The organism is Paenibacillus sp. FSL R7-0179 (assembly GCF_038002265.1).
Classification (GTDB): domain Bacteria; phylum Bacillota; class Bacilli; order Paenibacillales; family Paenibacillaceae; genus Paenibacillus_AQ.
Map to the genome: position 1 here is coordinate 3,759,462 of NZ_JBBOCC010000001.1, position 19,397 is coordinate 3,778,858.

Consider the following 19,397-nt stretch of genomic DNA (forward strand, 5'->3'; position numbering starts at 1 on the left):
TGTTGGCATATGGAGATACAATTTGTTTCGTAAATTAACGAAGTGTGATCCATTCGTCCCGGTGGATAACCTCAAGCCGGTGTACTTCACCAAGCTTGGGCACAATCTCGCGGCTGGGAAGCCCCTGAATGCTGCGGAGCTGGGTGTCATCGTAATTGACGATACCCCGTCCAAGCAGCTGCCCATCCGGGCCGAGCACCTCAACGACATCCCCGGAATGGAAGCTGCCCTCAATACGTTTAACCCCTACTGGCAGCAGACTATGTCCTCCGTGGAGCAGCGCTTCAACAGCACCGTCATCGACATACAGTGATCCGAGCGGGGTGGACATGAAGCCCAGCCATTGCTTTTTGACCGGCAGAGAAGAGAGGGTGGTGGCAAAATAAGTGCCTTTGCCCGTTCCGGCTGCGGCCTGTGATAAATCCCCCGGCTCCTTCACTTGGCCCACGAAGACCGGAACGCCGCCCCGCGTGGCAATCTTGGCCGCGTCGATCTTAGAGCGCATGCCGCCGGTTCCTACGCTTGACCCTGCACCGCCTGCAATGGCATAGATCTCAGGCGTAATCTCTTCTATGTGCTCATACCGTACAGCATCTGGATGCTTGCGGGGATCGCCGCTGTAGACGCCGTCCATATCCGTCAACACCAGCAGGTGCGAGGCCTTCAACAGATTGGCAACCAGCGCCGATAAGGTATCGTTGTCACCGAACTTCAGCTCATCCACCGATACGGTATCGTTCTCGTTGAATACGGGCACGGCGCCTTGGCGGAGCAATTCTTCCACCGTCATCATGGCGTTGTTCATGGCCCGGCGGCTGCAGAAGTCCGTACGGGTCAGGAGAATCTGGGCAGTGGGTATACCGTGGCCTGCGAAGGCCTCCTGATAAGCCTGCATCAGCATAACCTGTCCTACTGCCGCCGCCGCCTGTTTCTCATGCAGCAGCCTTGGGCGGGAAGCATAGCCGATGCCCCGGAATCCCGCTGCGACCGCCCCGGAGGTGACCAGCAGCACTTCACAGCCGTCCTTGCGGAGCGCGGCGATCTCGGCGGCGAAGAAGGCGACCGCCTCACGATGGAGGCCGCCTTCGGGACCCGTGAGCGAGCTGCTGCCGATTTTGACCACAATTCTTGACGTCATTGTCTTTCACTTTCCTCTCGAATTAAAATGCCTGTAACGCCCGAAAATGACAAAAAGCCCCCATCCTTAGACTAGCAAAGGACGAAAGCTTGATTAACTTCCGCGGTACCACCTTCATTGATGAGGGTTCATCCGACTTCATTCTCATAACGGGAGTAGCCGTCCTGCAGGGCAGGCCGCTCAGGGGTAGGATTCGGAAAGGACCTTCGCGGTAAATTCTCCCAGCCTTCAGGAATTTACTCTCTGCACACGAATATACGTCCATTCTTACTGGTCCCGTCAGCACGTTTCACTATTTGTCACTTAGGATACCATGGGGCAGCAGGGTTTGCAAAGAGCCGCGGATAAATTTTTTCATGCTGTGCAGACAGCAAGATTTATGTTTCTCCTGTGGGGCAGAGGACCTGCGGATGAGAGGAGCACCCTTGTGACTGCTATGGCTAGTTATCGGTCAGACCGGCCACGGTTGCCTTGAAGGTCTCGATAAAAGCTTCGGCTGCACGGGACAAGTAACGTCCGCGCCGGTAGGCAATGACCAGTGTCCGGCCGGGCACCGGCTCAGCCAGCGGAAGATAGACCGGTACGAATTCACTTCTGGCAGCGCGTGCAATAAAGTGGGGCACCAGGGTAACGCCCATTCCGGCAGCAACCAGCGACTGGACGGTCTCCATATTGTTGCTCTCGAAAACAATCCGCGGCTCAAATCCGGCCTCACGGCATAACTCCACGGTCATTTTACGGAAGCCCTGCCCTTCCTTAAGTACGATAAACGGTTCATCCTTAAGCTCGGCCAGGCTGGTACGGATGCCCTGCGGTTCACGGCCGGCTAACAGATGTCCCGGCGGAACGGCAAGATCGATCCTCTCCTCACCGAGCACCTCGTAGGCCAGGGTCGGAATTTCGAGCGGGAGAGAGAGCAGGCTGAGATCGGTCTGGCCGCTGGCTGTCAGCTTCTCCAGATTCATGGATGAGTCCTCCAGCAGGGTGATTTCAACCTCGGCATATTTGCTCTTGAACACGGGCAGCACATGCGGGAGCAGATGTGCGCCGGTGATCGGCATGCTGCCGACCATTACGCGTCCTGTGCGAAGCTGGGAGATATCGGACATCTCCTGCCGCAGCAGTTCAACAGCATCAATGATTCCCTGGGCCTGTTCAACGAATTTCTCGCCGGCATAGGTCAGCTCCACCGAGCTGGTATTACGCTGGAAGAGGAGTACGCCAAGCTCCTTCTCCAGCTTTGACAGCTGCTGGCTGAGCGAGGGCTGGGCGATGTGCAGCTTTTCCGCCGCGCGGGAGAAATTCCGCTCTGCAGCAATCTGCAGCGTGTATTGCAATTGTCTGAGTTCCATACATAAGCTCCTTTAATGAGTAGATCATCTGTTTATAAGTATAACCTATAAACCCTATAGAAATCATATCTTGGAATTATAAACGCACCGATGTTATATTTAGAACATTCAAGAGAGACTCCACGCTCTCTTCATAGGAACGATTCTACTATTATGAGGTGAAATTCATGGGCAACAAGACAATGTTTGAGAAGATTTGGGACAATCACGTTATTCATCAGGAAGAAGGCAAGCCGAGCATTATTTACATCGATCTGCATCTGGTTCATGAAGTGACTTCCCCGCAGGCGTTTGAAGGACTGCGCCTGAGCGGCCGTAAGGTACGCCGTCCGGGACTTACCTTTGCGACAATGGATCATAACGTGCCTACCAAGGACCGTTACAATATTACCGATCCAATCTCCAAGCAGCAGATTGATACACTCTCGCAGAACTGCCGTGATTTCGGCGTAAGATTGTTTGACCTGAATGATATTGACCAAGGTGTTGTTCACGTCATGGGTCCCGAGATTGGCTTGACCCATCCCGGCAAGACGATTGTTTGCGGGGACAGCCATACCTCCACTCACGGAGCCTTCGGTGCACTGGCCTTCGGGATCGGCACCAGCGAAGTTGAGCATGTGCTTGCTACCCAGTGTCTGCAGCAGTCCAAGGCCAAGACCATGGAAGTGCGCTTCACTGGCAAACGTAATCCGGGAGTGACCGCCAAGGATATGATTCTCGGCGTAATTGCCAAATACGGAACGGACTTTGCAACTGGCTATGTTATCGAGTATACAGGCGAAGCTATCCGCGAGCTGTCGATGGAAGAGCGCATGACCGTCTGCAACATGTCGATTGAAGGCGGAGCAAGAGCAGGCCTGATCGCACCGGACGAGACAACCTTCAACTATCTGCGCGGACGTCAATATGTACCTCAGGGTGAAGCGTATGATGCCGCTGTTGAAACCTGGAAGGGCCTTGTCAGTGACGAAGGCGCCCAGTATGATACTGTGGTCGAATTCGATGTAGAGACACTTATCCCCCAGGTTACCTGGGGAACTAGCCCTGGTATGGGAACGGATATCAACTCCGCCGTACCGAACCCTGCCGATTTCACTACCGAGAATGAACGCAAAGCAGCCGAGAAGGCGCTTGAATATATGGATCTGGCTCCAGGTACGCCGATCTCCGAGATCGGAATTGATTATGTCTTCATCGGCTCCTGCACCAACGGCCGGATTGAGGATCTGCGGGCTGCAGCTGAAGTAGCCAAGGGCTATAAGGTATCTGACAAGGTTACAGCTATTGTTGTGCCGGGCTCCGGACGCGTGAAGATGCAGGCCGAGAAGGAAGGTCTGGACAAAGTGTTCACCGAAGCGGGCTTTGAATGGCGTGAAGCCGGCTGCAGTATGTGCCTGGCAATGAATCCGGATGTTCTGCAGCCGGGACAGCGCTGCGCCTCTACTTCCAACCGTAACTTCGAAGGACGCCAGGGACGCGGCGGACGCACGCATCTGGTCTCTCCTGCCATGGCGGCTGCGGCAGCCATCAAGGGACGCTTCACGGATGTGCGTGACTGGAACTACAAGACGGAAGCCGTCAACTCATAGAAAATTGAGAGAGCAGGAGGATACAGCAATGGAAGAATTCAAGAAGTTAACAGGAATTGTAGCCCCGGTAGACCGGGTTAATGTAGATACGGATGCGATTATCCCTAAGCAGTTCCTGAAACGGATCGAGCGCACAGGCTTTGGACAATTTCTATTCTACGAATGGCGTTTTGATGAAGCAGGGAATGATAATCCGGCATTCGAAATGAACAAACCGCGTTATGAGGGAGCCTCTGTGCTGATCTCCCGCGCGAATTTCGGCTGCGGCTCCTCCCGGGAGCATGCGCCCTGGGCCATCATGGATTACGGGTTCAGAGTGGTCATCGCACCATCCTACGCCGACATCTTCTATAACAACTGCTTCAAGAACGGCATTCTGCCGATTAAGCTCTCGGAAGCCCAGGTAGACGATCTGTTCAGCCGCACGGCAGAGCATGAGGGATACACACTTACAGTGGATCTGGAGAACAACAAGCTGAGTGATGAGTATGGACTTGCCATCAGCTTTGAGCTGGATGAGCACCGCCGCCAGTTCCTGCTGCAGGGGCTGGACGATATCGGCCTGACACTTCAGCATGCTGATGAGATTGCCGCTTATGAAGAGCGTCATGCAGCCAAGCTTTTTGCTTAAGAGCTAAGATAAGTTAACGGCTGAAGCATATTTATTCTTAGTATTTACACAAAACTTCTATTTCCGGGTGTCGGAAATAGAAGTTTTTTTGCTATAATCGAGATATTATTGCCTGCGAAGGCAACTTTTGGGGATTAGTGTCGTCTTAATCTTATCTGCAAATTTATCAATGACCAAAGGAGAGGAAAGGATGAAGAAAGCCGGACAACGGGTATTGCTGCTACTGCTGCTGCCACTGCTCCTCCTGTCATTCGCCGGCCACAAAGCTGCGGCAGCCGGAACAACCCCCGGTAAGATTGTGATGGACAGCAAGGAGCTTGCCTTGCCCAAGGGTGTAATCCTCGAGAACGTGAATGGAAGCGTTATGATTCCGATCCGTGTAGTGGTGGAGAATCTGGGCTTCGAAGTGCTGTGGGAACAGAGCAGCCGCAAGGTAACTGTCCAGCAGGACGGCAAGTCTGTACAGCTTGCAGTCGGCAGCACTACTGCACAAGCTGATGGTGTTAACCTGACTCTTAATGCTGCACCTAAGCAGAAAGGCGGAACGGTACTGGTGCCTATCCGCTTTCTCAGCGAGCAATTCGGTCTTAGCGTCGGCTGGGACAATACGGATAAGACGTTGTATTTGAGCGGAGGGGTAACGGAGGCTGCGCCAGTCACTCCAGAACCGCAGCCGTCAGCCACTGCAGCTCCATCCGTGTCACCAGGAGCCGCTCCAGTGGCTGTTCAGTCTCCTGCACCGACCACTCCGCCTCAGAGCGGCACAGAGACTCTGGAGGAATTGGACGGAAGTGTTATAGTTACTCCAACTCCGCCAGCTACATCACCTGTGGTGAAAGGGGCGGTATTCAGCGAGAACCGGCTGATTGTAGCAGCTGCCGGAGGAGCCAAGGCTACGGTTACGAGAGTGACCGGACCCGACCGGATTGTAGTGGATTTTGCCGGAGCGGCATTTGCCCCTGATTTCAGCGGGAGCTTCCCTGGCGTATCCACGGGAGGAAGTCCGCAGGGCAAGCTGGATGTGAGCGGCTACCCGCTTGTATCTGAAGTACGTTATGCGTTGTTCAGTACGAATCCGCCGACGGTCAGGTTCGTAATCCAGACTACAGGTTACCAGAATTATCAGGTTAGTACGGATGAGAGTACAGGACTAGTGACAATCGATCTGAATGTAACAGGCAGTGAAACGGGTGCTCCTGTGAATCCGGTATTTACCGGAAGACCGGTTATTGCGCTTGATGCCGGACACGGGGGCAAGCAATCGGGTGCGGTCAGCCTTACAGGCAAACTGGAAAAGACCTTCAATCTCGCGGTCATCCTCAAAGCCGGAGCTATTCTGACGCAGGAAGGCTGGGCTGATGTCATTTACACCCGTACATCGGATATTACCCTGGGCCTCCAGGATCGTGTGAAAATTGCCCAAGCGGCAAATGCTACACTGTTCGTATCCCTTCATGCCAATTCACTCGATGTATCCTATCCGAACCGGAGCAAAGTGAATGGCAGTGAGACGTACTATAGCCGCAGTGAGAGCCTGCCGCTTGCCGAGATTATGCAAAAGCATCTGGTAGCGGGAACCGGCCTCAAAGACAATGGAGTGCGCTCGAAGAGCCTGCATGTGACCCGGGAGACCCGGATGCCTGCAATTCTGCTGGAGGCCGGGTATCTGACCAATCCGGGAGATGAAGCAGCCCTGTACAGCGAACAGATGCAGGATAACCTCGCGCGGGAGATTGTAGCAGGAATTAAGGAATATCTAGGGTTGTAACACTGCATAAGCGAAGCTGTCTGTAACCGCACTACATACCTTTTAGCTATAGGGAATACACAGACATTTCCACGTTAGTTGGGATTTATTCGCAACTTTTAAGTTCTACGAACGTCTACACTATGTCGAAGGTTGTCAGTTGGCATGCCATCAAGAACGCTCGATTGGGGCGGAATACTAGAGTCTTAGAGGTGAAGAATGAAGAAATTTGCTTTTATGCTGTTGCTGCTGCTCTTTGTTGTGGTGCTGCCAGGGCATGGACAAGCCGCTGCTGGCCAGAACAAGATCTTCCTGGATGGCCAGGAACTGAATGCAGGACAAGACGTTCCGGTGGAAAATGTAAATAACTCCATCATGGTGCCGCTAAGAATGATCGCTGAGAACCTTGGATACAAGGTGGATTGGAATCAGACAAGCAAGACCATCAAAATTGAACAGCAGGGAAAGGCCATTCAACTGATCGTAGGTCAGACTGCGGCTTCCGTTGACGGCAAGACAGCGGTCCTGACTACGGCCCCTCTCCTGCGGAACGGCACGACCCTCGTTCCGATCCGGTTCATCGGTGAGCAGTTCGGACTTACGGTCAAATGGGACAACACGAAGAAGATTGTAGATCTTATTACCCCGTCCATTCCCGAGCCTAACATTGACCCGGGACAAAGCAATGGGGACGGAGGGACGGTTGTAGTGCCGCCGGGAGAGCCCTCAAGCAGCCTGAGCATGATCAACGGCATCAGCTTCAATGAGAACCGGTTCTCGATTGCCATAGACGGCAATGCCGAGCCGAAGGTCTCCAAGATCAGCGGACCGGACCGGATCATCGTTGATCTGCCGAATGCCACGTTCTCGGATATTTTCGGAACAGGACAAATCCTTGACCCTGACCTGAACGGGAGCCTGTCAGTTACGGATTATCCGGATGTCTCTGGTATCCGCTATTCGCTGTATAGCACTAATCCTTATACTGTCCGATTTGTAATTGATCTTAATACCCCCAAAAATTATAGCGTAGAGGTATCGGGAGATTCCTCAAAGCTCATTGTCATTGATTTGAATGCAGAGGCTCCAGGCGATACTTCCACGCAGCCGGGCAACAGCGGGCGCAAGCTGGTTGTGCTAGATGCCGGACATGGTGCGAAGGATTCAGGAGCTGTAGGCATTACCGGCAAATACGAGAAGAATTTCAACCTCGCTGTGATTCTTAAGGCGGCTGCGCTGCTCAGGCAGGAGAACAAGATTGACGTGGTGCTGACGCGCAGCGATGATACCTTCCTTGAACTGAAGGAGAGGGCGGCAATGGCCAATAATCTCGGTGCAGACTTATTCATATCCGTCCATGCCAACAGCAGCGGATCAGCGGCTTCAAGCGGAACAGAGACCTACTATCAGCGGGACGCCAGCAAGGCTCTGGCCAATGTGATGCACAAGTATCTTGTGCAGGCCACCGGACTTAGCGACAGGGGAGTGCGTTACGGCAACTTCCATGTGATACGCGAAACGAAGATGCCTGCGGTGCTGCTTGAGGTTGGCTATCTCAGCAATAAGAAGGACGAAGCTCTGCTGTTCACTGAAGCACTGCAGAACAATGTGGCCGCTTCGATGGTGCGCGGAATTAAAGAATATCTCGGGATTCAATAACAACGGGCGGCAGCAGGGGCCGCAGAGTCGGATAAAGACCCAATATTGCGGTCAAAAGGACTTTGCGGTCCCTCCTGCCCATATTCATCTGAGGGGGTTAATCAAATGAACAAAAAATTGACATATGCAGGGATCGCTGCGATGCTGCTTCTCGTAATTTCGGGCTGCGGCGATAAGCCTACTGCTGCACCGGCGGATGCATCCGGTCCGGATTCAACCTCGGTATCCAGCGGCGCTGAAGGCAATAATGCCGGGAAGGACACTCCCACTGCCACACCGGCAGCTACAAGCACGCCTGAGCCTACAGCAACTGTGACTCCGGCGGCTACGGAGGCACCAGCGGTGCCTGAGAAGCAGAGCCTTAAGATCAAGACGTATTATACAGATGTGCAACAGAACGACTTGATTCCTGCTGAAGTCTCTATCACCTTCAAGGATGCGAAGGAGAAATATACGGAAGCCTTCAAAACCCTCCAGAAGAGCGGTAATGCCGACCAGATTCCGCTGTGGAACAAGATTGAACTGAAGTCACTTGAATTCTCTAACGGACAGATTGTGATGGATATTCATAAGCCGGATGACGCACAGCTTGGCGCAGGCGGCGAATCTCTGGCAATCGGCGCATTATCCCAGATGTTCTTCCAGTTCGATGAAGTGAAGAATATCGATGTGCTGGTAGATGGAGAACAGGTGGAGAGCCTGATGGGGCATGTGGATCTTGTGCATCCAATCACCCGTGAGAACAACGGATTGTAGGCTGTTTTGCAGGAATAAGCCGAATGGCTGACGAAATTACCAACATAGAAATCCAGATAAGCCATAGAGAGGGGAATATCAAATTGTCCGGTCCAAAACGATTAAAGCGTACGGTTCAATCTTATTCTGTAAAAGCGGTCTCTGCCGTTCTGGCCGGTGCGATGGTACTTGGCGGGGCAGGGGCTGCCTTTGCCGACAACGCTTCAACCGGAGCAACCGTTGCTGCTGCAGCTCCGCAGACGGCTGTAACTGGTTCAGGAATCTTCAGTGATGTCAAGACGGGCTTCTGGGCCGAAAAGCATATTTATAAGCTGGCAACCCAGGGGATTGTGGTCGGCAATAACGGCCTGTTTCGTCCCGGCGATTCTGTGACCCAGCAGGAAGCGGTGCTGATGGCGCTGCGGTTTATGAAGCAGCAGGGGAATGTGAACACCAGTACCGAAGTTGCGCTGCCTAATGATTTTGCAGTTACGAACTATTACAAGCCATATGTAATCTTAGCCTTCCAGCAAGGTCTGCTGGACAAGACCACTGAGATGGCTGCAGATAATCTAAAAAGCTCCTGGGGCGAGCGCAAGGCCAGCCGTGAATGGGTGGCTGAGCTGCTGATCCGTGCGCTTGGCCAGAGTGCATCAGCTTCTGCGGCCGCAAGCCGGCCGACAGGCTTTGCCGATGACGCCAAAGTGTCCGCGAACAAACGCGGCTACATTAACACAGCGGTGGAGCTGGGACTCGCGAACGGGCTAACCGGCAACCGCTTTGATCCACAAGGCGCTGTGACCCGTGCGCAGCTGGCTACCTTCTTCAGCCGTGCTGAAGCGCATACTAGCCTGGAATACGATAATACGTTCAAAGGAACGGTCAGCTCACTCAAGGACGGGAAGCTGGGATTGTACACTAACGGCAATACGCTTGAATTCAATCTGAATGCCAATACCGCTTACTATACCAGTACCTCAGAGAACCGCATCTCATTGAACGAGATCCAGCCTTACACGAAAGTAACAGTAATAGGAGCCACCTATAGCGCAGCTTATGTAGAGCTGACAGATCCGGCAGTTCAGGTTGAGCAGGCGGAGGGTGTGTTCACCAAGCATACACCGGGTATCATCTGGGTCGATTCCGTGAACGGATACGATCAGTATCCCTATGATTCAGGCACGGCCTTCGTGGATGCGAACGGAGCGGTGATTCAGCCAGCCTCTATCATCGCCGGCAGCAAGCTTACGCTGCTGCGTGAGACCTTCACCGGTTCCCGGAAGGTTGTGAAGGTACAGGTCATTTCCGGTATTGTGAACAAGACGGCTAAAGGTACGATTCAAAGCGTTGACACTGCTGCCAAGAGCATCGCGTTCAAGAATGCTGACGGCACAGTAGAAACCTTCAAATGGGAAGATGGGACTACGCTGTTCAGCTCCCCGAATTCTATTATCCAGCCCTCAGAGCTGAAAGCCGGTGCTGCTGTCGCGTATACCATCAAGGATAATACGATCCGTTCCGTGGAAGTAACCTCAGGAGTGGAGCGCATAGTGAAGGGCTTCATCTATGAGCTGACAGATTCAACGATTGTCTATCAGAAGAGCGATGGCACACGTGAGGTTCATCTGCTTGCTGCTACCCCGGCCATTGTGATTCCGAACGCCGTAAATCCGGTAATCGACGATCTTATCGCTGACAAAACAAGCGGAGACAATGTACAGCTTACGCTGAACGGTAATGATCAGGTGACCAAGATAGAAGTGCTCAGCCGTCAGATCGAACAGTATGCAGCGGCTACCGTTGTGGATTATAACGCCAAGACCCAGTACCTGACCTTTACAGACAATAACGGTAAGGCTCATGTGGTCAAAATGGATGAGAAAACAAAGATGTCTTACGGCGGATTGATTACCACTTCGCTCAGCACCATGGGGTTCAGACTGGTTGAGAACCGCAAAATTGATGTGACCTTAATTAATGAGCGTGCAATGTCTGTTGAATTGACCACCAAATATTCCGGCACCCTGACGGCTATCAATACTACGGCCAGAACGATTGTGATTAAGCAGGGCAACGGACAATTGCTGACGCTGTCTTATCCGCAGGCCATTGAAATGATTGGCAAAAGCAGCGCAGTCATCACCGATGTTCCGCTTAATGTGCCGGTAACAGCAGTGCTTAGCAGCACTCAGGAGTTCATCTCCGTGCTGCGGGTGAACGGGTCATCCCAGTTCGAGATTGCTACCATTAATGCAGGCGCGGGCAAGATGACCGTGAAGCTTGATGGAGGCAGCATCAGCAGCGAGCTGAACTTGGCGAATGTTCCGCTTACCAACGAAGCGGGCCAGAAGATCGCCCTGACTGAGCTGAAGGCCGGAGATTTCGTGAACCTCAGCTTCGACGGTACCACACCCCTGACCCTGCAGTCGGTTAAACAGGTTGCCGGACAGGTAACTGCAGTAGATGCGGCATCAGGCACGTTCACAGTGAAGGATTATACAGGAGCCTCACAGCCGTTCACTGCTGCAAGCGGAGTGAGAATACTCCGGGACGGTGTTACAACGAACGCGTTAAGCGGTCTTACCACAGCAGACCGGGTATTGGTGCGTAAGGATGCCAGCGGTGTAGTGATCATCTCCGTGTTCAGTCAGCTGAACCGGACGTTCGCCCGTTATGAGAGCGCAACGAATGAAATATTAACCAAACGCGCCACGTTGACTGACAATTATAAGTTTGGGCTTGCTCCAAATGTATATATTCATCAAGGTGACACGACTTTACCCGTGCAATCTCTCAAAGAAAATGATAATATTATAATGTATTTCAACAACGACAAGGTTGTAGAAATTGTGAAACAATAATCGTTTTGGTGATTTTCCGTGTGAAACACCGTCTTGATCCTTGGTTTACCTTGGATCAAGGCGTTTTTTTTGAAATATAAGGGCAGCACGGTGTTCGCTTGAACGCTACGAAAGTATACGATATAATGTATCTTTGCTTATATTTCGTCAGAACTTTAGCAGATATGCTGTAAGTGGACTTGCAGTCATACCTGCTCCGTGGAGGGGACACTATGAAAGCTGCAGAGGTCCGCCACATCCTGGATACTATCGGAGGCATGTTCCCTGATGCACATTGCGAGCTGAATCACAGCAACGCTTTTGAGCTTACCATAGCTGTGCTGCTCTCAGCCCAGTGTACGGATGCAACAGTGAACAAGGTGACCGAGGACCTGTTTCAGAAGTACAAGGCTCCGATCGACTATATCTCAGTACCGCTGGAAGAGCTGGAGCTGGATATCCGGCGGATTGGTCTATTCCGCAATAAGGCCAAGCATATTCAGAACCTCTGCACCATCCTGATTGAGCAGTACGGGGGTGAAGTGCCGCAGGCCCATGATTTGCTGGTAACTCTGCCTGGAGTCGGACGCAAAACTGCGAATGTGGTCGTATCGAATGCCTTCGGAGTACCGGCGATTGCGGTGGATACTCATGTGGAACGGGTAGCCAAACGGCTCGCGCTTGCGGGCTGGAAAGATTCCGTGCTGGAAGTGGAGAAGAAGCTGATGAAGGCGGTGCCGCGTGACGAATGGACGCTTACGCACCACCGGCTGATCTTTTTCGGACGATATCACTGTAAGGCTCAGAATCCCGCATGCCAGATCTGCCCGCTGCTGGATGTATGCCGGGAGGGCAAAAAACGTATGAAAACTGCTGTAATCAGGAAAGCTAAGGATCATACGAAAGCTAACCAAGAATTAGAGAAGAAGAGGATGGGATAGAGATGAAGTGCATTTCTGTATATACCGATAATTTTGAAGCATTTTCCGATATTTTTGACCGCGTAGTGGACAGCCCGATGGAAGAGAACGAAGAGCAGGAAGTGGAAGGCATCACCATCAGCCATTCCGGCGATGTGCCTGAGTTCTATCTTGAGCGTATGTCTGCGAAGCCAGAGGTTGTCGTAATGAAAGACAAGTCCCGTGGTCTGACTATTCTGCAGCACGGTAAAGTCTTTGAAATCCTGCTTCCCGTACTGGAAACAGCTTAATTTGATTGGAATTCATTAGAGAGGTTGTCCCATAGCCATGAAGTGGCTGACGGGGCAGCCTCTTTTTTTGTTTCTTTAAATGATTCGTAGAATGACTTCAATGCTGAATATGATTGAAGGCTGAAGGTACGCTTAAAACCGAATATAATTGTCTGGTACAGCGGCATATGACCAATTGTATGTGAAACCGGCACTACTTAGTCACCTTAAAAAACGAATACATTGGGCAGGAGCGAGGGGAGCGGTCCGAATGTATGCTGACAACAACATACATTTGCTGATGTGCGGGCGTGCGGGCCGAATGTATGTGGAAAACAACATAGACTGTACTCGCAATCGGTCATATAGACCAAATGTATATCAAAAACAGCATACATTGTGTTCACAATCAGGCATATGGACCAAATGTATATGAAAAACAGCATACATTGTGCAACTACGGGGTGGGCGGAGCAAATGTATGTGAAAAACAGCATACATAGTGTTCGCGCAAAGTTAATCTTATTCATCCGTTAGGATGATGTTGCTCCGAACCCATCGGAGCAGGATTTGCGGGCGAGGCTGGAATGCCATCTGCGAAATCTTGTTTTTCGTGAAGGTTTATAGCCGATTTTGTAAATGTGGATATTTGATTTGTGACGATCTGATGATAAAATATAATTATTCTATTCTTGCAGTGAGATAAATCATACAAATGTAATAATAATGAAAGAAGCTATAGATTGCAGCGGAGGCGGGGATGTAGTGGGAGCAGAACGGGAAAGAGTGGAGCAGGTTGCAGCGGGGGTATTAGCGCTTAGGCTGCTGGAGGAGCGTCTGAGGCAATGGGGAGAACAGAAGAGTGCGCAGATCGTGGCGGATCTAAGGGTCAAGGAGCAGGCAGATGAGCTGACGCTTGCATTCTGCGGACATTTCTCAGCAGGGAAGTCAAGCATGATTAACAAGCTCTGCGGGAAGGCGGTGCTGCCTTCGGGTCCGGTTCCAACCAGTGCAAATATTGTATCGATCCGCAGCGGAGCACCGCAGGTGCTGCTGCATCCGGTGGACGGAAGCTCCGGAGGCAATCCCGGGGTAATCAAGACCACACCTGACCGGCTTCAGGATTACTGCCGCCAGGGTACCGAATATTCTGCGATAGAGGTGTGGGAGGATGTCCCGGTGCTGGGGGAGCACGGGGTGCTGATGGATACTCCCGGCGTAGATTCGACTGATGAGGGCCATCAGGCGGCGACCCGTTCGGCGCTGCATCTGGCGGATGCCGTCTTCTATGTGATGGATTACAATCATGTGCAGTCGGAGAATAATCTGGCGTTTGCCAAAAGTCTAAGCGACTGGGGCAAGCCGCTCTATCTGATTATCAATCAGATCGACAAGCACAGGGAACAGGAAATCCCGCTGGAAGAATACCGGCAGCAAGTGGAAAGCGCTCTCCGGGAATGGGGTATTCATTCTGCGGGGCTGTTGTTCACTTCGCTTAAGGTGGAGGGACATCCGCTGAATCAGTGGAAGGATCTGCTGGCCTTGATCTCCGGTCTGCTGGAGCAGCGGCAGGAGTTGCTTGAATACAGCTTGTCCCGTTCCATCCATCATACTGCGGATGCTGTCCTGGCGGATTATCGTGAAGAGCAGCAGGAGGAGCGGGCTGCGCTGCTGGAAGAAGCAGGCGGTGCAGCGGCGGAAGCTGTGGAAGCAGAGCTACTGGCAACGAGCCAGGAGGAATCCTCGCTGGATGCACTGCCTGAAGAGGCGCGGATGGATCTGCGCAGCAGGCTGGACGCTCTGCTCGGCAACACGAATCTGATGCCGGCCGATCTGCGGGATGCAGCTGGAGCATACATCGAGAGTCTCCAGCCGGGCTTCCGGCGCGGCCTGCTCTTCACCGCTGCGAAGCGGGAGAAGGAGCAGGGAGCGCGGCTGCTGCACTGGCACAGCCTTCAGCAGAGAGAGATCACTGCCCAGCTGGAGTGGCACACTCTCCAGCTGGTGCGCGAATGGGCTGAAGGCCTGGAGCTGTGGCAGGAGGAGGCGGAGCCCCTGCTGAAGCAGGCTTTCCCGGCGGTGAGCCAGCAGTGGCTGGCAGATCAGGTGAAGCCGGGAACCGGGGCTTCGGGCGAGGCGCTGCTTAATTTCTGCCGCACGCTTGCGGCTGAGATTAAGGCGCAGTTCCGCCGCGCGGTCCTGGCCTTCGGCGAGCCGCTGCTGGATGCGCTGCCGCCGCTGGTGGAGGAACGGCGCGCAGAGCTCACGCGCCGCCGGGCGGCCCTGCAGCGGCAGGCGCAGGCGCTCGCCGCGCTGGCCGCCCTGGACCGCGCGGCTGCCGCCCGCGCGGACGCCCTTGCGGCGCTGCTGCCGCCGCGCCGCACCCTCACCCCCGGCGCGGCCCGGGGTGCCGCCCCTGGCGGCTGGCGCGCCTAGCGCCGCCAGCCCGGAGCCGCCGCGCGCAGCAGCGGCGGCAAGCCCTAGCGCTGCCCAGGCCTGGGCGGCGGGCACGGCACAGCCGGCGGGCGGGCGCCGCCGGCTGACGCAGGCCGCTGCGGCGCTGCACGCAGCGGCCGGGGTGCTGCGGAGCGAGCCGGCCATGGCCTCGGCGGCGCGCAGCCTGGCGGCGCGGGCGGAGGATCTCGCCGGCGGCCGCTTCACGATGGCGCTGTTCGGAGCGTTCAGCGCCGGCAAATCCTCCTTCGCCAACGCCCTGCTGGGCGAAGAGGTGCTGCCCGTGTCGCCGCATCCGGCAACGGCGGCCGTCGGGCGGATTCTGGCGCCGGAGGGCGGCTTCGCCCACGGGACGGCGGCCATCACCATGAAGCGGGCGGAGGAGGTCTGGGAGGACATCCTCCATTCCTTCAGCGTGCTGCAGCTGGCGCCGCCGCAGCACGACTCGTGGCCCGCAGCCGTGGCCCGGCTGCAGACCGGCGGGCTTCATCCGTCCGCACTGCCGCATGCCGGCTTCCTGCGGGCAGCTGCCGCCGGATGGGAGGAATCCCGTCCGCTGCTCGGAACAGAGCGGACGGTCAGCCTGGCGGAATACCGCAGCCTGGTTGCAGATGAGAAGCGCGCCTGCTTCGTACAGAGCACAGATCTGTATTATGATAGTCCGCTGACACGAAGCGGCATTGTACTAGTGGACACACCGGGTGCGGATTCCTTACATGCCCGGCACACCGGTGTAACCTTTGGCTATATGAAGAACGCCGATGCCATTTGCTTCGTGACCTACTATAACCACGCCTTTTCCAAGGCTGACCGCAGCCTCCTTGCCCAGCTGGGTAGAATCAAGGACAGCTTTGCGCTTGACAAAATGTTCTTCATCATCAACGCCGCAGATCTCGCGGCGGATGAGGCCGAGCTTGAAGAGGTGAAGCAGCATGTGGCGCAAAATCTGCGTGCCGGAGGCCTAACCTCACCGCGGATTTACAGCGTGTCCAGCCTGCTTGCGCTGGAGGGCAAGTCAAGCGGAGCGGGGGAGGCTTACGAGGCTTCAGGATTCGGCAGCTTTGAAGCCGCACTCTCCGCGTTCGCCGGTGATGAACTGCCGGGACTGTCTCTGACAGCGGCCAAGGACAGTCTAAGCTCGGTGCGTGGGCGCGCCGAAGAGTGGCAACGCCTTGCGCTGATGGAGGCAGACCAGCAGGAGGAAGGAATGAAGCGGTTCCGGCAACGCCAGGAAGCGGCGAAACTGCGGCTGGCCGCACTTGCTAAGGAAGACCGGCCGCTCCGGGACCTGCGCCGTGAAGGTGCGGAGCTGCTCTATCATGTCCGGCAGCGGATTGCCTTTTCCTTCGGGCGTTCCTTCCAGGAGTCCTTCCATCCATCCATTCTCCGGGAAGACGGAGGGAACCTGAAAGACATCTTCATCGCCTGCGGGCGGGAGCTTGAGCGCAGTATTCTGCGTGAACTGGAGCAGGAGCTGTGGGCAACGACCCTGCGGCTGGAGTCGGCAGGGCGCAGATTCGTGACCCAGGCGGCCACAGCGGCTGCAGCTGAGCTGTCCATCCCGGATCAGGAGCTTCAGCTGCTAGAGAATCCGGATGAGCGCTGGCCGGCACCTGCGAAGCTGAACTGTGTTCTGGCTCCGCTGGATTGGGCCGGACTGTGGAGCCGCTTCAAATCTCCGCGCCACTTCTTCGAGGGACCGGGCCGGGCAGAGATCCGCGCGGCTGCCGAGCCGTGGTTCAAAGAAGCGGTGGCTGCGGCGGCGCAAGGACAGGAGGACTCTCTGTTGACATTCTACACCGATGCAGCAGCAACGGCCTTGTCCCAGGCCGCAGACCAGCTGCGTGAAGGCCTGTCTGAACAGGAGGCAGCCATGTCGGCGCTGCTGAAAGGGGGTGATGGTGCGGAGCATTGGGGCCGGATCGCCGAGGAATTACGGCTTCAGGAGCAGGCTTTCGCTGAAATATAAGTTTTTATTAGCTTCACGTGATAAACCGTTTTCACTTGTCTGTTGAACAGCCATCTGTGAAGTTTGTAGGAAAATGTCGAAGAACACTTGCAATCTGGTGGATGATGGATGAAAATAAAGAAGACTGAAAATTTACAATCAAACTGCGACATTTTACAGAAACAGAGAAGTCAGCAGACAAATTTGCGAAAAGAGGTTGGAGTCGACAATGTGGGGAGCTCCTTTATCAGCCCGGAGTAAAAAGCTGCTGCTGCTCGGCAGCGGTGAACTGGGTAAGGAAGTCATTATCGAAGCTCAGCGCCTTGGCGTAGAGACCGTAGCTGTGGATCGTTATGAAGCGGCACCCGCGATGGGCGTGGCCCACCGCTCTTATGTACTGGATATGCTGGATGCAGAGGCACTCAAGCAGCTTATCCGTACTGAGAAGCCGGATTTGATTGTACCGGAGATTGAAGCCATTGCTACCGGGGCCCTGGTGGAGCTGGAGGAAGAAGGCTTCCTCGTTGTTCCTACCGCCCGTGCTGCTCGGCTGACCATGGACCGCGAAGGCATCCGCCGTCTGGCGGCAGAAGAGCTGGGGCTGCCTACGGCGGCTTACCGGTTCGCAGACAGTCTGGATGAACTGCGCCAGGCCGTTTCAGAGCTGGGAACGCCTTGTGTGATTAAGCCGATTATGAGCTCATCCGGCAAAGGCCAGAGCGTGTGCAGAACACCGGAGGATGCGGAAGGCTGCTGGAATACGGCGCTTGAAGGCGCACGTGCGAAGGGGACACGCGTCATCGTGGAGGCCTTTGTTACCTTTGAGAGCGAGATTACACTGCTTACCGTCCGTTCGGTTAGCGGAACCGTATTCTGTCCGCCGATCGGCCACATTCAGCAGGATGGCGATTATGTAGAGTCCTGGCAGCCGCATCAGATGAGCGGGGCGCAGCTGGAAGAGGCTGAGGCCATCGCCCGGGCGGTTACCGATCAGCTTGGCGGTTATGGAATTTTTGGTGTGGAGCTGTTCCTCACCGCGGATGGTGTTCTGTTCAGTGAAGTGTCCCCCCGGCCGCATGACACAGGTATGGTTACAATGATTACGCAGGATTTGTCGGAATTTGCTCTGCATGTCAGAGCCATTCTTGGATTTCCGCTGGAAGCGGTACGTTTGTTGACACCGGGAGCTTCGGCCACCCTGAAGACGGATAGAGCCGGACAAGCTTTTGCGGTGACCGGGATTGAAGAGGCACTGGCCCTTCCCCGCACGCAGGTCCGGGTATTCGGCAAGCCGGAGATCCGCCCAGGACGGCGGATGGCAGTAACACTCAGTTCAGCGGAAGATATTGAAATCGCGCGGATGACAGCCAAGCAGGCTGCGTCTAAGCTACAAGTGGAGGTATACAAGGATGAACAGTAGTACTCAGGAGCAGGTACTGCAAATTCGCAAATGCGGCATGAATGATCTGGAGAGAGTGACAGCCCTTTTGCGTGAATTCGGCTATCCGACAACGCTTAGCGTGATGAAAGAGAGAATGGAAGGCATGGAGAATGATCCGTTCCACTGCACCCTGGTCGCAGAGCTCAATAACGAAGTTGTGGGAATGATCGGTTTACGGCAGGTGAAGTCCTACTACAAGCATGCCGATTGTATTACGGAGATCACCGCGCTGATCGTATCAGAGGAGCTTAGAGGACAAGGCCTTGGCAAAAGACTCGTAGCTGCAGCGGAAGAATGGGCGCGCAATCAGGGCTGCTGCCAGCTGTTCCTGCGGAGCGGCAACCGCGTGGAACGTGCACCTGCACATGCGTTTTACCGCCATATCGGCTTTGAAAAGACAACTGGCTACCGCTTCAACAAAGCCCTGCTATAATCCTATACGTGTAACCGAACATCCCCATCCCGGCGTAATCGGGATGGTTTTTTTTTTTTTTTGGTACATTGCAGCCAATCCGCAGCCGCTTGTCTGGAATGCTCTCCGCTCCGCCTTTTCCCCGAGGTTGGCCCAGGAATTTAGTGGAAAAAGAGCATCTATTTCACCCGAAATTCCCGTGTCCAAACTAGCAGTTGGAAAAAGTACATCTATTCGTCCAGATTCCCCGCGTTATGAG

General features: G+C 54.4%; 14 protein-coding genes. 12 read left to right on the forward strand and 2 right to left on the reverse strand.

Translation table 11 applies throughout. The annotated features are described in order from the left end of the window. Positions 1-34: 34 nt before the first annotated feature. Both proB and MKX63_RS16575 read right to left on the reverse strand, forming a co-directional pair. Complete coding sequence (gene proB / locus MKX63_RS16570; protein ID WP_341018410.1) at positions 35-1,138, reverse strand: glutamate 5-kinase; 1,104 nt, start codon at positions 1,136-1,138, stop codon at positions 35-37. Between the two features lie 440 nt (positions 1,139-1,578). Continuing rightward, positions 1,579-2,490 (reverse strand): LysR family transcriptional regulator, encoded by a 912-nt coding sequence (locus MKX63_RS16575; RefSeq protein WP_341018412.1) that lies wholly within the window; start codon positions 2,488-2,490, stop codon positions 1,579-1,581. 167 nt (positions 2,491-2,657) lie between these two features. Between MKX63_RS16575 and leuC the strand changes: the two genes are divergently transcribed. The 12 genes from leuC (at position 2,658) to MKX63_RS16635 (ending at position 19,159) form a co-directional block, all read left to right on the forward strand. Continuing rightward, positions 2,658-4,082 (forward strand): 3-isopropylmalate dehydratase large subunit, encoded by a 1,425-nt coding sequence (leuC, locus tag MKX63_RS16580; RefSeq protein WP_341018413.1) that lies wholly within the window; start codon positions 2,658-2,660, stop codon positions 4,080-4,082. 28 nt (positions 4,083-4,110) lie between these two features. Further along, positions 4,111-4,713 (forward strand): 3-isopropylmalate dehydratase small subunit, encoded by a 603-nt coding sequence (gene leuD, locus MKX63_RS16585; RefSeq protein ID WP_341018414.1) that lies wholly within the window; start codon positions 4,111-4,113, stop codon positions 4,711-4,713. 190 nt (positions 4,714-4,903) lie between these two features. Beyond that, positions 4,904-6,481, forward strand: a complete 1,578-nt coding sequence (locus MKX63_RS16590) for an N-acetylmuramoyl-L-alanine amidase (RefSeq protein WP_341018415.1) — start codon at positions 4,904-4,906, stop codon at positions 6,479-6,481. Positions 6,482-6,679: 198 nt separating this feature from the next. Further along, positions 6,680-8,119 carry an N-acetylmuramoyl-L-alanine amidase family protein gene (locus tag MKX63_RS16595; RefSeq protein WP_341018416.1) on the forward strand — a complete coding sequence of 480 codons (1,440 nt, stop codon included), beginning with the start codon at positions 6,680-6,682 and terminating at the stop codon, positions 8,117-8,119. A 105-nt stretch (positions 8,120-8,224) separates the two neighbouring features. Continuing rightward, the gene (locus tag MKX63_RS16600) at positions 8,225-8,875 is read left to right on the forward strand and encodes a GerMN domain-containing protein (RefSeq protein ID WP_341018417.1); all 651 of its coding nucleotides are present in this window, start codon (positions 8,225-8,227) and stop codon (positions 8,873-8,875) included. 23 nt (positions 8,876-8,898) lie between these two features. After that, positions 8,899-11,715, forward strand: a complete 2,817-nt coding sequence (locus tag MKX63_RS16605) for an S-layer homology domain-containing protein (protein WP_341018418.1) — start codon at positions 8,899-8,901, stop codon at positions 11,713-11,715. A gap of 212 nt (positions 11,716-11,927) precedes the next feature. Further along, positions 11,928-12,635 carry an endonuclease III gene (gene nth, locus MKX63_RS16610; protein WP_340752932.1) on the forward strand — a complete coding sequence of 236 codons (708 nt, stop codon included), beginning with the start codon at positions 11,928-11,930 and terminating at the stop codon, positions 12,633-12,635. A 2-nt stretch (positions 12,636-12,637) separates the two neighbouring features. Further along, positions 12,638-12,904 carry a hypothetical protein gene (locus MKX63_RS16615; RefSeq protein ID WP_036697991.1) on the forward strand — a complete coding sequence of 89 codons (267 nt, stop codon included), beginning with the start codon at positions 12,638-12,640 and terminating at the stop codon, positions 12,902-12,904. Positions 12,905-13,609: 705 nt separating this feature from the next. Then, the gene (locus MKX63_RS16620) at positions 13,610-15,319 is read left to right on the forward strand and encodes a dynamin family protein (protein WP_341018420.1); all 1,710 of its coding nucleotides are present in this window, start codon (positions 13,610-13,612) and stop codon (positions 15,317-15,319) included. Beyond that, positions 15,291-17,306 carry a dynamin family protein gene (locus MKX63_RS16625; RefSeq protein ID WP_341018421.1) on the forward strand — a complete coding sequence of 672 codons (2,016 nt, stop codon included), beginning with the start codon at positions 15,291-15,293 and terminating at the stop codon, positions 17,304-17,306. Before MKX63_RS16620 ends, MKX63_RS16625 begins: the two co-directional genes overlap by 29 nt. Before the next feature lie 208 nt (positions 17,307-17,514). Continuing rightward, positions 17,515-18,705, forward strand: coding sequence for a formate-dependent phosphoribosylglycinamide formyltransferase (purT, locus tag MKX63_RS16630; RefSeq protein ID WP_341018682.1), 1,191 nt, complete (start codon positions 17,515-17,517; stop codon positions 18,703-18,705). Further along, positions 18,695-19,159 (forward strand): GNAT family N-acetyltransferase, encoded by a 465-nt coding sequence (locus tag MKX63_RS16635; protein ID WP_341018422.1) that lies wholly within the window; start codon positions 18,695-18,697, stop codon positions 19,157-19,159. Before purT ends, MKX63_RS16635 begins: the two co-directional genes overlap by 11 nt. The last annotated feature ends 238 nt before the right edge of the window (positions 19,160-19,397 follow it).